This is a genomic window from Pseudonocardia autotrophica, assembly GCF_003945385.1.
In the GTDB taxonomy this organism is placed as follows: Bacteria; Actinomycetota; Actinomycetes; order Mycobacteriales; family Pseudonocardiaceae; genus Pseudonocardia; species Pseudonocardia autotrophica.
On the sequence record NZ_AP018920.1, the window covers coordinates 6,769,301 to 6,782,501 of the forward strand.

Sequence of the window (13,201 nt, forward strand, 5' to 3'; positions counted from 1 at the left end):
GTACCGGTCGGGCAATCCGCGGTGCACGCGACCTCCGGTGGCCGTGCGCCAGCCGCGAGGGTAGACGCGGGCCGGGACCGCCGAGCACCCGCTATGACGGGACTCACCTGATCACCGGTCGCGGTTCGCGAGCGCCCACCGTGCGGGCGCCGCGCTCCACGACCGGTGCTCAGGGCCTGCGCATCGGGCGGGTCGGGCCGGGGTCGCCGGGATCGTCGTGATGGCGGCCCCGGGGCGCCGGATCGTCGGGTCGCCGGACCGGCCGGGTGGCGCCCTCGCCCGGATCCGGCTGCGACTGCGGCTGCGGCTGCGGCGGCCCGGGGGCGGACTCGGCACCCCGCTGCGGGCCGAGCCCCGGTCCGGGTGTGTGCCCCGGCCCGGGCCGGTGCCCCGGAGGCTGGGACTGGGACTGGCCCGACGGCTGCGGCTGCGGCTGGACCGGTGGCTGGGACTGGACCGGCGGCTGCGGCTGGGCCGCGGAGCCCGCACCCTGCCCCGGGCCGGAGCGGGGGCGCGCGGCCGGGGCGGCGGCTCCTGCCCGCGGACCACCCGGCTCGGGACGCGACACCCAGCCCCGCGGCGGCGCGTCGCCGACCTGCGGCGGCGCGTCCTCGAAGGTCGGAATCTTGTGCGCCCCGGAGAAGCTCCCGTCCGGCGCGGCGGGGGGCGGCGGCTCCCAGCCGGACGGCCGCTGCCGGGCCCAGGCCGCGACCAGCGCCTCCGGCACCCCCACCGCGATCGCGCGGGTCCGCAGCACCGCTGCCAGCTTCTCGTCGTGCAGCGCACGCGCGCTCTCCCGCACCGCGCCGCGGGCGATCCGGTTCCGCATGAACGCCAGTTCGGTGACCGCCGCCTGGTAGTCGGCGACCGCCTTGGCCGCCGGTCGCCCGGAGCGCTTGCGCACCAGCGTCCGCCAGCCCTTCCGCCGGGACAGCCGGGCCAGCAGCGGCACCTCGCTCGGCGCGATCCAGCCCGCCGCGGCGAACCCGGGGAGCTGGGCGGCGACGATCCGGGCCTCACGGCGGCGGGCGTAGACCACCAGCATGATCAGTCCGATGAAGATCGGCACCATCACGAAGGCGTAGATCTGGTAGAACGCGCCGGGCGTCGCGGCCAGCACCGATGCGCCGTTCCACAGCGCGTGCAGCACCACCGCGGCGACATAGCCCGCGGTGAGCGCCAGCAGCCGGACGCCGACGCTGCGGCTGGCCACCGCCACCCCCGCCGCGATGCCGATCATGCAGGTGAACAGCGGGTGCGCGAACGGCGAGGCGACGCCGCGGACGAACAGCGTCGCCAGCACGCCCGCCGTCTGCGGGTCGGAGACCGCCCGCCCGAGATAGAGGATGTTCTCGCTGAACGCGAAGCCCGCACCGACGATCCCGGCGTAGACGATGCCGTCGACGATGCCGTCGAACTCGCGGCGCCGGAACAGCAGCAGGCCCACCAGGAACAGTCCCTTGGCGAACTCCTCCACGATCGGCGCGACCACGACCGGGCCGAACAGGTCCCCCGCGCCGCGTCCGGCCGCGGCGTCGAGCACCACCGACGCGCTGGTGTTGATCAGCAGCGAGACCAGCGCCGCGAAGCCTGCACCCCAGAGGAAGGCGCTCATCAGCATCCGCGGCGGTTCCGGTTCCCACCGGTCCACCCACAGGAACGCCGCCACCACCGGGACGACCGGCAACAGCGCCGCGAGGGTGCCGACGACGACGCCGGCCGTCCCGACCGCCCGCTGCAGGATCCCGACGGTGATGACGGTCAGCAGCGCGAGGACGACGAGACCGACGACCGGGAGCAGGACCCCGCGTCGCTTCGCCGAGGGAGCCGGCACCGGGGCGTAGGTGCGTCCGGACACCGCGGGAGATCCCATGGCCCGAAAGCCTAGAGAACCCGTCGCCGGTGCACCCGTCCGCACGCGCCGACGGTTCGGGTCACACTCCGACGGGTCAGGTCCGGGCGGCGCCGCCGGAGTCGTCGGGTTCATCGGGTGCCCGGCAGCAGTACTCCAGCCAGAGCGCGCTGCCGACCAGCAGGAGCGCACAGAGCAGCCCGATCCCGGCGGTCACGCTGTCCCGGAATGCGGCGACCACGACGTCGGCCCGCGGCACCGTGTGCACCAGCAGCCCGGCCCACAGCCCGGCGATCACCGCCCCGGCCACCGACGACGCCTTGGCCAGGAGCACCGCCCGCGCGGCCACCAGCGGGGGCACCGGTTCCGCGCCGCCGCGGCGCTCGATCCGGCGACGCAGCACGATCCCGCCACCGAACTCGGCGACCGCGAGCACCCCGAGCGTGACCCCGGCAGCGACCGGCAGCGCCGGGATCGTCGAGTACGTCAGTTGGACGAGAATATTGCCGAGCAGGGTCGCGACCACCGCGATCGCGGCCAGGTCGCGGTAGCGGGTCGGCGTCACGGTGGGCCGGGGGTCCTCCCCGGGACCCGGGCGGCGCCGGCCCGGCTCGGGGCTGGTCATCGCGGGCCGCCGGGGTGCAGCGGCAGGTCGTCGCGCCGGTGGACGCCGTCGCGGCCGCCCGGGCCGAGACGTTCCAGCAGGTCGCCGACCGGGCCGTGCCCGTGCAGGACGGCGGCCGGGTCGGCCAGCAGCCACGGCAGCAGCACCGTGGCCCGCTCGGGTGTTCCGGGATGGGGCAGCAGCAGCTCCGGATCGTCGGAGAGCACCGGCCCGTCCGGCCCGTCGACCTGCACGATGTCGACATCGAGCGTGCGCGGCCCCCACCGCTGCTCACGGACCCGGCCCGAGACGTCCTCGAGGGCCTGGCCGTGGCGCAGCCAGCCCCATGCGTCTCGCGCAGGATCATCGGCGATCAGCACCGCGTTCAGGAAGTCCGGCTGGTCGGTGACGCCCCACGGCGCCGTCTCGAACACCGGCGAGGCGACGACGAGCGCCGGCCCCAGATCGGCGACGACGGCGCGCAGGTGGCCGATCCGGTCACCCAGGTTCGAGCCGAGGGAGAGCACCGCGCGGGTCACGCCCGGCTCCGGTGCAGCACGACCGCGACGTCGTCGAAGGTCAGCGGGATCGGGGCGGACGGCTTGTGCAGGGTCACCTCGATCGCGCGGATGCGCTCGTCGGAGTCGAGGACGGAGTCGGCGACCGCACCCGCGACCGACTCGATCAGGTTCCGCGGTGGCCCGCCGACGACCGCCGCGGCCAGCTGCGCGAGCGCACCGTAGTCGAGGGTGTCGGCGAGATCGTCGGATGCCGCCGCGGCCGCCAGATCGGCGTGCACGACGAGATCGACGACGAACTCCTGGCCGTCGCGACGCTCGTGCTCGAAGACCCCGTGCCTGCCGTACACCCGCAGCCCGCGCAGCTCGATCCGGTCACTCACCGCCCGGCCCCCGGGACGACTCCGGCGCGGGCCGGGCCCTGGTCGCACCCAGCCGGCAGGCGGCGCTGACCGCTACCGCGTCCATCGTGGACTCGACGTCGTGCACCCGGACACCCCAGGCGCCGGCGTTCGCGGCGATCGCGCTGATCGCGGCGGTGGCCACCTCGCGCCCGGCGGGCGGGCGGAGCGTGCCGTCGTCGTCGGCGAGCAGCTCGCCGAGGAACCGTTTGCGCGACGCCCCGACGAGCACCGGGAACCCCAGCCCGATCAGTACGTCGAGCCTGCGCAGCAGCGCCCAGTTGTGTGCGGCCGTCTTCGCGAAGCCCAGGCCGGGATCGAGCACGATCCGGCCGGGATCCACCCCGGCCATCACCGCGTGGTCCACCCGGGCGACGAGCTCGTGGCGGACCTCGCCGATGACGTCCTCGTACCCGGCGAGCTGCTGCATCGTGGAGCTGTGCCCTCGCCAGTGCATGAGCACCCACGGCACCCTGGCCTCGGCGACCACTGCGGCCATCCGCGGGTCGGCGAGGCCGCCCGAGACGTCGTTCACCATGGCGGCGCCGGCCTCGACGCAGGAGGCGGCGACCTCGGAGCGGGTGGTGTCCACGCTGACCCGGACACCGGCCTCGACCAGCTCGCGGATCACCGGCAGGACCCGGTCCCGCTCGGTCGCCGCGTCCACCCGCTGCGCGCCCGGCCTGGTCGACTCGCCACCGACGTCGACGAGATCCGCACCGGCGTCGCGCATCGCCACCCCGTGCTCGACGGCGTGCGAGCGGCTCAGGTAGCGGCCGCCGTCGGAGAACGAGTCCGGGGTGACGTTGAGAACGCCCATGACCGCGCAACGGCCCAGGTCCGGGAGAGCTCCGTCCGGGGCGACCACGTCACGATCCCCTGATCAACGACAGAGCCTCCGCGCGGGAGGAGGCGGAACTCTTGAACAGACCGCGGACCGCGGACGTGGTGGTTCGCGAGCCGGGTTTGCGGATGCCACGCATGGCCATGCACAGGTGCTCGGCCTCCATCACGACGATCACCGCGCGCGGGTTCAGCTTGCGCACGAGCGCGTCGGCGACCTGGGCGGTCAGCCGTTCCTGCACCTGCGGGCGCTTGGCGTAGAGATCGACCACCCTGGCGATCTTGGACAGGCCGGTGACCTGGCCGTCGATCGCCGGGATGTAGCCGACGTGCGCCACCCCGTGGAAGGGCACCAGGTGGTGCTCGCAGGTCGAGAACATCGGGATGTCCTTGACCAGCACGAGCTCGCCGTGGCCCTCGTCGAAGGTCTTCTCCAGCACCGTGTCCGGATCGACGAACATCCCGGCGAAGATCTCGCCGTAGGCCCGTGCGACCCGCGCCGGGGTCTCCCGCAGGCCCTCGCGGTCCGGGTCCTCCCCGATGGCGATCAACAGCTCGCGGACGGCCCTCGCTGCGCGTTCGAGGTCCATGCCCTCCGGCGCGGCGTCGGCGATCCCCGCCGCGACGGCGGCGGAGCGCACGGTTCCGGGGTGACCGTCCGTGGTCGACGTGCTCAGTGTCCTGCCTCCGGGTCCGTGCCTCGCCGGTTCTCACCGGGCTCGGTCGCGCCGTTGCCCGCGGCACCGGTCCACGGACCGTTGCGGGAGGGGCCACCCTGCTGCGGGTCGTCGCCCTGGCCCTGCTGCGGGTGCTGCCCCGGCGGGTACTGCTGCTGTGCGGGGTACTGCTGGGGGTTCCGCTGCTGGGGGTTCTGCTCGGCCCCGCTCCAGTTCGACGGCGGCCAGGTCTGGCCGCGCGGCGTGGTGGCGGGCCGCCAGTCCGGCGGGGCCCCGTAGTTCGGTGCCACGGCGGGCCGTGGCTGCGGGTAGCCGCCCTGGTAGCCGTTCTGCGGGGGACCGGACGGAGCGCCGCCCCAGCCGTTGCCCGCCTGGGCTCCGCCGTTGTGGGGAGCACCGTTCGGAGCCTCACCGTTGTGGGCGCCGCCGTCCGGGGTCCCGCCGTGGGCCCCGTGGCCGTTCCCGGTGCCGTAGCCGCCGTCGTCCGGTGCGTCCGGCCGGGCCCGGGTCGAGCCTCCGGCCGGGAACGGGGACGCGCCGGGCATGCCCGGGGCGTCGCCGTAGCCGTAGCCGTTGCCCGCTGCGCCGGCCCCGACCTGCGCCGGGGTCCGCGGGTGCTCGTCGGGCAGCACCTCGCCGCGCTCGTGTGCGAGCTCGCGCGGCGTCTTGATCGGCGGCTTCTCCGACGGCGTGCGCTCGCCGAAGTCGTCGAACGCGGTGATCCGCGGACGCTTCTCCACCGAGCCGAAGATCCGCTCGAGGTCGCGCCGGTTCAGCGTCTCCCGCTCCAGGAGCTCCAGCACCAGGTCGTCGAGCACGTCGCGGTAGGTGTTGAGGATCTCCCACGCCTCGGTGTGCGCCGCCTCGATCAGCTTGCGCACCTCCTCGTCGATCTCGTGGGCGATCTCCAGCGAGTAGTCCGCCTGGTTGCCCATCGACCGGCCGAGGAACGGGTCACCCTGCTCGCGGCCGTACCGGACGGCGCCGAGCTTGGCGCTCATCCCGTACTCGGTGACCATCGCGCGGGCGATCTTGGTGGCCTGGTCGATGTCGGAGGACGCGCCCGTCGTCGGCTCGTGGAACACCAGCTCCTCGGCCGACCGGCCGCCCATCGCGAACACCAGGCGGGCGATCATCTCGGCCCGGGTCATCAGGCCCTTGTCGTCCTCCGGGACGACCAGTGCGTGCCCGCCGGTGCGGCCCCGCGGCAGGATCGTGAGCTTGTAGACCGGCTCCAGGTCGGGCATCGCCCAGGCGGCCAGCGCGTGCCCGCCCTCGTGATAGGCGGTGATCTTCCGCTCGCGCTCGGAGACGATCTTCGACTTGCGCTTCGGGCCGCCGACCACCCGGTCGACCGACTCCTCCAGCGCCGCACCGTTGATCAGCGTGCCGTGCTCGCGGGCGGTCAGCAGCGCCGCCTCGTTGATCACATTGGCGAGATCGGCACCGGACATGCCGACGGTGCGCTTGGCCAGCGACTCGAAGTCGACGTCGTCGGCGAAGGGCTTGCCCTTGCTGTGCACGTTCAGGATCGCCCGGCGGCCGGCCAGGTCGGGCGCGCCGACCGGGATCTGCCGGTCGAAGCGGCCGGGGCGCAGCAGCGCCGGGTCCAGGATGTCCGGCCGGTTGGTGGCCGCGATCAGGATGATCCCGCCGCGGGCGTCGAAGCCGTCCATCTCGACCAGGAGCTGGTTCAGCGTCTGCTCACGCTCGTCGTGCCCGCCGCCGAGGCCCGCGCCGCGCTGGCGGCCGACCGCGTCGATCTCGTCGACGAAGATGATGCAGGGCGCGTTCTGCTTGGCCTGCTCGAACAGGTCGCGCACCCGGGACGCACCGACACCGACGAACATCTCGACGAAGTCCGAGCCGGAGATCGTGTAGAAGGGCACCGCGGCCTCGCCGGCGACCGCGCGGGCCAGCAACGTCTTACCGGTACCGGGCGGCCCGTAGAGCAGCACGCCCTTCGGGATCTTCGCGCCGAGCGCCTGGTAGCGGGCCGGGTTCTGCAGGAAGTCCTTGATCTCGTGGAGCTCCTCGACCGCCTCGTCCGAGCCCGCCACGTCCGCGAACGTGTTCTTCGGCATGTCCTTGTTCAGCTGCTTGGCCTTGGACTTGCCGAAGCTCATCACCCGGTTCCCGCCGCCCTGGGCGTTGTTCAGGAACCAGAACAGGATGATCAGCACCAGCGCCAGCGGGATCATCATGATCAGCAGCGAGGACAGGAACGAGTCCTGTCGCACGACGGTGTCGTACTCGCCAATGCCGGGCACGCCGCGCAGCGAGTCGAAGATCTGCCCGGACAGCTGCGCCGGGTACTGGGTCATGATCTGGGTTTCGCCGTCGTACGGGGTGTTCAGCGTCAGCCGGAGCTGCTGCTCACGGTCCTCGACGAGGGCGTCGCGAACGTTGCCCTCCTGGATCTGCGCGAGCGCGACCGAGGTCGGGACGTCGGTGTATCCCCGGGTGTCGTCGAACATGAAGCTGAACCCGAGATAGATCAGGAGCGCGACGAGGATCCAGATCAACGGGTTGCGGAGCAGGCGCTTGCGGTCCATGCAACGTCGGCCGGGGTGGCCTTCACCTTCCCGAGAGTGGTTCACGGCAGCGGCGGCGGAGAGTGCGACCGCCCCGCCGGACGGCCCTGACCCGCCAGGATAGCCGCACGCCGTGGCGAGCGCGCCGGGCGGATCCGGCTGTCCACGGTCGTACCGACCGTCCACCGGACCAACGCCCGGCCGACCTGCCCGGTTCCCCCACAGGGGTGTCCCGCCGCACACCTGCGGCGCCGGGTGTGGGACAACTGTGCGGCACGCTCGGTGTCGGACCGGCGGCACACCGCGCTCGGGTCCTGCTCCGTCCGGCCGAACCGGGCAGCTCTGCGGGTCGGGAGGGGCGGATCGGATGACATGGCGCGCGGGCGGCGGATCCCGCCGGACGGTGCCGGCGCTGGCCGTCGGCCTGGCCGTCTCGGCCGCACTGACCCTCGCCATCTCGCCGTCGGCGGACCCGGTGACTCCCGGGGCACCGGTGGGGGTCGCGACCACGGCCCGCGCACAGCCGGCGCCGGTCGCGCCCGCGGTGCTCCCGGGGCCGGCCCCGATCGGGCCGGGTGTGGTGACCGAGACCGCGGGCGCCGGGCTGTGTACCGCCGGGTTCGTGTTCACCTCCGGCGACCGCACGTTCCTCGCGCAGGCCGCGCACTGCGGCGGCACCGGTGACGAGACCGAGACCGACGGCTGCACCTCCGCCGCCGTGCCGATCGGCACCCCGGTCACCGTCCGCGGGACCGACCGGGCGGTGTCCGGGACGCTGGCGTGGAGCTCGTGGAACACCATGCAGGCCCGCGGCGAACGCGACGCCGACACCTGCGCCTACAACGATCTGGCGCTGGTCGAGCTGCCCCGCGAGGCCGGCTCGGCGGTGGGCGCCGCGGTGCCGTTCTTCGGGGGCCCGGAGCAGGTCCGGAGCGGCTCGCCTGCCCTCGGCACCCCGGTGTTCGGACTGGCCAACCCGCCCGACGCGACCGGGGCGCGCACCGTCGGGGCGCGGGCCGGGGCGATCGCGGGCGAGGTCGGCGGCGGCTGGGGCCACTCGGTGTACTCGCTGGTGCCGGGCGTGGCCGGGGAGTCCGGCAGCCCGCTGCTGGACGGCGAGGGCCGCGCACTCGGCGTCCTGTCCAGCCTGTCGACGACCGCGGACCGGCCCAGCATCGAGTACACCGATCTGCGGCGCGCGCTGGACTACGCCGAACGCACCGACGGCCCGCCGGGACTGGCCCTGGCGGCCGGCCCGCCGTTCACCGCCACCCCGTCCGGGGTGGATCCGCGGGCGCTGGCCGTGCCCGCCGGGCCCGGGATCGGCTGAGCACCGCTCAGGCGTAGACCTTCGGATCCAGGGTGCCGATGTAGGGCAGGTCCCGGTAGCGCTCGGCGTAGTCCAGGCCGTACCCGACGACGAACTCGTTCGGGATGTCGAAGCCGACGTAGCGGACCGGCACGTCGACCTTCACCGCGTCCGGCTTGCGCAGCAGGGTGACCACCTCGAGCGAGGCGGGCGAGCGGGTCTGCAGGTTGCGCCGCAGCCAGTTCAGCGTCAGCCCGGAGTCGATGATGTCCTCGACGATCAGGACGTGCCTGCCCGCGATGTCCCGGTCGAGGTCCTTGAGTATCCGGACCACCCCGGACGACGACGTGGACGAGCCGTAGGAGCTCACCGCCATGAACTCGAGCTGGGTCGGCAGCGGCAGCGCCCTGGCGAAGTCGGTCATGAACATGACCGCGCCCTTGAGCACCCCGATCAGCACCAGGTCGTTCTCCCGGCCGCCCTGCACGACGTCGGCATAGTCCTCGGCGATCTGGCCGGCCAGCTCCGCGGTCTTCTCCCGCACCTGGTCCTCGGTGACCAGAACCGACGAGATGTCACCGTCGTACACGCGCTCACGTCCCCCTCGTGCCGGGACCGTCGGCCCCGGTCGACTGCCACCGGAGTGTCGGTCACGCCCGGTCACGTCCCCAGCGACGGTGACGCAGCACGAGCCTGCCACGCGCACGGACCAGCTCCAAGCCACCACCGAGGGTGGGTCCGCCCTGCCCGCGCCATCGACCGACGAGGTCGTCGGCGCGGCGCAGCTGCTCGTCGGTCAGCGCCCGGACCCCGTGCCCGGTGAGCCATTCACGCAGCACCCGGCGACGTACGGCCGCCGGGGCGGCCGCCAGGGCCGCGGTGTCCAGGGGTGGTGCGACAGGGTCGCGGTGGCCCTCCGCGGGGGGTTCCGGGTGCTCCGTGGAGGTGGCGAGGACGGTCCGGCTGTCGCCCAGATCACCCGGCTGTGCCGGCGGAGCCGGGTCCGGTAGGTCACCAGGCGTAGCCGGCCAGGGACCCGCTGTTCCGGGGTCGTCGCGGTCCGGGCTCCCGGCCGGTCCTGCCCGGCGGTCCGGCGCCCCGGCCGGGCCTGTCGGTTCGGCGGACCCGGTGGGCCCGGTGGGCCCCGACGGTTCGGCGAGCAGCCGCAGCCGCGCCGCCGCCTCGGTGAGGGCCTCGTCGTCGTCACCCAGCTGGGCGGCGGTGCGCGCGAGCGCACGGGCGACCCCGCCGCCGAGTACCTCCTCCAGCAGCGGCAGCACCTCCCGGCGCACCCGGACCCGGGTGAACCGGGGATCGGCGTTGTGCGGATCGGCCCAGACCGGCAGCCCGAGCTCGGCGCACGCCGCCACGGTGTCCGCGCGGCGCAGCTCCAGCAGCGGGCGCAGCCAGGGCGCCGACCACCGCCGCATCCCGGCGAGCGAGCGGGCCCCGGAGCCGCGGGCCAACCCGAGCAGCACCGTCTCGGCCTGGTCGTCGAGGGTGTGCCCGAGCAGTACCACCGACGACGGGTGCGGGCGCGCCGCCAGCAGCGCCGCCCGGCGGGCCCGGCGGGCGGCGGCCTCGGTGCCGCCCGGCCCGGCCACCCGGACCCGCCGCACGACCGCGTCCACACCGGCCCCGCACAGGGCGGCGGCCAGCGCGGCGGAGCGTTCCGCGGAACCGTCCTGCAGGCCGTGGTCGACGACGAGTGCGTGCACCGGCCCGTCGACGACCGCCCGGACCGCGTGCACCAGCGCGCTGGAGTCCGCGCCACCCGAGCAGCCGACCAGCGGCGGGGCCCGGCGTGCGTCGTCGTCGAGCAGATCGAGGGCCTCGTGCACCGCCGCCCGCACCCGCCGCACGGCCGGGGCGCTCACGTCAGCCGACGCGGCGCAGCCACGCCTGCGGCTCGGTCAGCTCGGCACGGGTCGGCAGCGTCCGTGGCGACTCCCAGACCCGGTTGAGGCCGTCCATCCCGACGGCGGCCTCGATCTCCCGGCAGAACGCCGCGCCGACCGCGTACTGCCGCATCTTCGCCTCGACACCCAGCAGGGTCCGCAGCAGCCGGTCGACGATCCCGCCGCCGCGGCGGCGCTCGGTGAACCGGCGGCGGATCACCGCGACGTCCGGCACGACGTCCGGGCCGACGGCGTCCATCACGTGATCGGCGTGCCCCTCCAGCAGGGTGGACAGTGCGAGCAGCCGGTCGAGCACCGCGCGCTGCTCGGGCCCCTGCAGCAGCTCGACCAACGCGAGCACGTCGCCCTTGGCGCCGTCCTCGCCGCGCAGCGAGCGGATCGCATCCGGCAGCCGGGTGAGCTTCGCGGTGTCCGGCTCCTGCAGCGAGAGCAGCTCGGTAACCAGACCGGCGAAGTGGTCGCGCAGCCAGGGCACCGCGGTGAACTGCAACCGGTGGGTGGCCTCGTGCAGGCAGACCCAGAGCCCGAACTGCTCGCCGTCGACACCGAGCGTCTCGGTCGCGGCGTGCACGTTCGGGGCGACGACGATCAGCCGGCCGGCGCCGCCCGGGCCGCCGAACGGGTCGTACTGGCCGAGCACCCGGGCCCCGAGATAGGCGAGCAACGCACCGAGCTGCACACCGGAACCGGCCGCGGTGACGTTGCGCAGCGGCCACGGCGACGCGGGCAGCTGCGCGCCGGAGGTCAGCGCGTCCATCCCCTCGGTCGCGGCCCGGGCCCAGGACGGGCGGTCCAGCACGTCGGCCGGCAGCAGCGGCAGGCCCGCGCCGAGGCCGGTGACCTCCCGGACGTGCCCCTCGGCGCGCGCGGAGTCGACCCGGAGCCGCTCGACCAGCTCCCGTGCGGCCGCCGGGGTGGTGCGCGGGCCCGCGGGCATCAGCCGGGCCGCGGTGCTCGCGGCGAGCGACCAGTTGACGGGCAGGCCCCGCTCGACGCGCCGGTCCGACGCGGGGGCGGGAGCGGTCATCGTGGCCGGGCCGGTCGCGTCGGGCTGCATGGGCGCCACGCTACCCGCGACCGCGCGGCCGGTCGGTCCGGCGAGCGACCGGCGTCAGCCCCGGCAGCCGCAGCGGCTCAGCGTGGCGGCGACCCGGTCCAGTGCCGGACGGGCGTCGGCGGGCGAGGTGCCGTTGGACAGCAGCGCGAAGACCAGCAGCCGGCCGTCGACGTCGGTGACCACACCGGCGAGGCTGGACGCGCCGCTGAGCGTGCCGGTCTTGGCCCGCACCACACCCCGCCCGGCGATCGACGGGCCGTCGGTGAACCGCTGGGTCAGCGTGCCCGCGCCACCGGCCACCGGCAGCCCGGTCAGGATCGGCCGGAGGAACTGCACGTCGGCCGGGCTGTCGGACTGGGCAGCGGCCGAGGCCAGCACCGCGCCGAGCAGCCGGGCCGGGACCCGGTTCTCCCGGGACAGGCCGCTGCCGTCGGCGGCCCGCAGGCCGGTCACATCGTAGCCGGCCTGCACCAGGGCCTCGGTGACCGCGCGCGAGCCACCGTCGAACGTCGCCTCGGTGTCCCGGACGATCGCGACCTGGCGGGCCAGCGCCTCCGCCGTGACGTTGTCCGACGCCGTGAGCATGTACTCGACGAGGCTCGCGATCGGCGGGGAGGAGACGCTGCCCAGCACCGGTGCGTTCGGAGCGGCGGTGCCCTCCCGGACCTCGGCGGCGCCGAGCGCGCTCGCCAGCGCCTGCCCGGCCGCGCGGGCCGGGTCGGCCGAGCGGGGGCCGTCCTGCTCCTGCGGGTCGGTGCGGCCGCCGTCGAGCATCAGCGGCGACATCGGCGCGACGTAACCGTCGCTGACGTCGTTCGGGCCCCAGCCGGGCGAGAGCGACGGCCCGCTCCACTGCGAGGTGTCGACGTAGACGGTGTTCACCGGCACCTGGACCGCCTCCCGCACCTCGGCGGCGAGGTCGTCGATCCGGGACGGATCGGGATAGAGCCCGTTCTGCCCGGCCGGGAGCGCGGTCAGGGTCGGGTCGCCGCTGCCGATCAGCACCACCGAGTCCGGGTCCGGGCCGGGGACGACCCGGGTGGCGAGCCGGTCGGTCGGGTTCATCGACAGCAGCGCCGCGGCCGCGGTGAGCAGCTTCGTGGTGGAGCCGGGGACCATCGCCTTCCCGCCGTCGCGCTCCCACAGCGGCTCGACCCCGCGGGGCGCCGATGAGTCGATGACGACGCCGGTGACGTCGCCCAGTGCCGGCGATTCCAGCTGGTCGGCCAACGCCTGGGTGATGCCGGCCGCGGTCGGCACCGGTGCGGTCGGGGTCAGCGGGCGCAGTGCCGGCATCGGGACCGGCGGGTACGCGGCCGCCGTCTCCCCGAGCCCGAGCCGGTCACGGGTCTCCGGACCGGCCAGTGCGACCGCGCCGAACAGCGAGGCGAGTGCCATCACGGCAACCGCGATGACGGCGACCCGCCGGGTGTTGCGGTCCGGCCGGCGATGCCTGCGTCCCACTCCGCCTCCTGCTCGTGACGTCC

Annotated in this window: 12 protein-coding genes; 1 reads left to right on the plus strand and 11 read right to left on the minus strand. The window is 74.8% G+C overall.

Annotated features, from left to right (window positions below; genetic code table 11):
* Window positions 1–169: 169 nt before the first annotated feature.
* The 7 genes from Pdca_RS31500 to ftsH all read right to left on the minus strand — a co-directional run bounded on the left by Pdca_RS31500 (window position 170) and on the right by ftsH (window position 7,450).
* A complete protein-coding gene (locus Pdca_RS31500; protein WP_085913277.1) occupies window positions 170–1,873 on the minus strand; it encodes a PrsW family intramembrane metalloprotease in 1,704 nt (567 codons plus the stop codon).
* A gap of 76 nt (window positions 1,874–1,949) precedes the next feature.
* Entirely contained in the window at window positions 1,950–2,417 is a 468-nt protein-coding gene (locus Pdca_RS31505) for a DUF3180 domain-containing protein (RefSeq protein ID WP_085913390.1), read from the minus strand.
* A 56-nt stretch (window positions 2,418–2,473) separates the two neighbouring features.
* Complete coding sequence (folK, locus tag Pdca_RS31510) at window positions 2,474–2,995, minus strand: 2-amino-4-hydroxy-6-hydroxymethyldihydropteridine diphosphokinase (protein ID WP_085913278.1); 522 nt, start codon at window positions 2,993–2,995, stop codon at window positions 2,474–2,476.
* Entirely contained in the window at window positions 2,992–3,357 is a 366-nt protein-coding gene (gene folB, locus Pdca_RS31515) for a dihydroneopterin aldolase (RefSeq protein WP_085913279.1), read from the minus strand. The genes folK and folB overlap by 4 nt, the downstream gene beginning before the upstream one ends.
* Entirely contained in the window at window positions 3,350–4,243 is an 894-nt protein-coding gene (folP, locus tag Pdca_RS31520) for a dihydropteroate synthase (protein ID WP_373865534.1), read from the minus strand. The genes folB and folP overlap by 8 nt, the downstream gene beginning before the upstream one ends.
* A gap of 1 nt (window position 4,244) precedes the next feature.
* Entirely contained in the window at window positions 4,245–4,808 is a 564-nt protein-coding gene (gene folE / locus Pdca_RS31525; protein WP_085913391.1) for a GTP cyclohydrolase I FolE, read from the minus strand.
* Window positions 4,809–4,891: 83 nt separating this feature from the next.
* The gene (ftsH, locus tag Pdca_RS31530) at window positions 4,892–7,450 is read right to left on the minus strand and encodes an ATP-dependent zinc metalloprotease FtsH (RefSeq protein WP_085913280.1); all 2,559 of its coding nucleotides are present in this window, start codon (window positions 7,448–7,450) and stop codon (window positions 4,892–4,894) included.
* A gap of 346 nt (window positions 7,451–7,796) precedes the next feature.
* On the opposite strand from ftsH, the gene Pdca_RS31535 reads away from it, so the two are divergent.
* On the plus strand, window positions 7,797–8,759 hold the full coding sequence (locus Pdca_RS31535; protein WP_085913281.1) for a hypothetical protein: 963 nt from the start codon (window positions 7,797–7,799) through the stop codon (window positions 8,757–8,759).
* Between the two features lie 7 nt (window positions 8,760–8,766).
* Here Pdca_RS31535 and hpt read toward each other — a convergent pair whose 3' ends face one another.
* The 4 genes from hpt to dacB form a co-directional block, all read right to left on the minus strand.
* The gene (hpt, locus tag Pdca_RS31540; protein WP_085913282.1) at window positions 8,767–9,327 is read right to left on the minus strand and encodes a hypoxanthine phosphoribosyltransferase; all 561 of its coding nucleotides are present in this window, start codon (window positions 9,325–9,327) and stop codon (window positions 8,767–8,769) included.
* A gap of 61 nt (window positions 9,328–9,388) precedes the next feature.
* Window positions 9,389–10,615, minus strand: coding sequence for a tRNA lysidine(34) synthetase TilS (tilS, locus tag Pdca_RS37270; RefSeq protein ID WP_085913283.1), 1,227 nt, complete (start codon window positions 10,613–10,615; stop codon window positions 9,389–9,391).
* A 1-nt stretch (window position 10,616) separates the two neighbouring features.
* Complete coding sequence (locus tag Pdca_RS31550) at window positions 10,617–11,684, minus strand: zinc-dependent metalloprotease (RefSeq protein WP_085913393.1); 1,068 nt, start codon at window positions 11,682–11,684, stop codon at window positions 10,617–10,619.
* Between the two features lie 84 nt (window positions 11,685–11,768).
* On the minus strand, window positions 11,769–13,178 hold the full coding sequence (dacB, locus tag Pdca_RS31555; protein WP_085913284.1) for a D-alanyl-D-alanine carboxypeptidase/D-alanyl-D-alanine endopeptidase: 1,410 nt from the start codon (window positions 13,176–13,178) through the stop codon (window positions 11,769–11,771).
* Between the last annotated feature and the right edge of the window lie 23 nt (window positions 13,179–13,201).

Bases quoted from the DNA above. Each gene is read 5' to 3' on its own strand.
- Pdca_RS31500 (WP_085913277.1), bottom strand. From the start codon at position 1,873: ATGGGATCTCCCGCGGTGTCCGGACGCACCTACGCCCCGGTGCCGGCT.
- folE (WP_085913391.1), bottom strand. From the start codon at position 4,808: ATGGACCTCGAACGCGCAGCGAGGGCCGTCCGCGAGCTGTTGATCGCC.
- ftsH (WP_085913280.1), bottom strand. From the start codon at position 7,450: ATGGACCGCAAGCGCCTGCTCCGCAACCCGTTGATCTGGATCCTCGTC.
- Pdca_RS31535 (WP_085913281.1), top strand. From the start codon at position 7,797: ATGACATGGCGCGCGGGCGGCGGATCCCGCCGGACGGTGCCGGCGCTG.
- Pdca_RS31550 (WP_085913393.1), bottom strand. From the start codon at position 11,684: ATGACCGCTCCCGCCCCCGCGTCGGACCGGCGCGTCGAGCGGGGCCTG.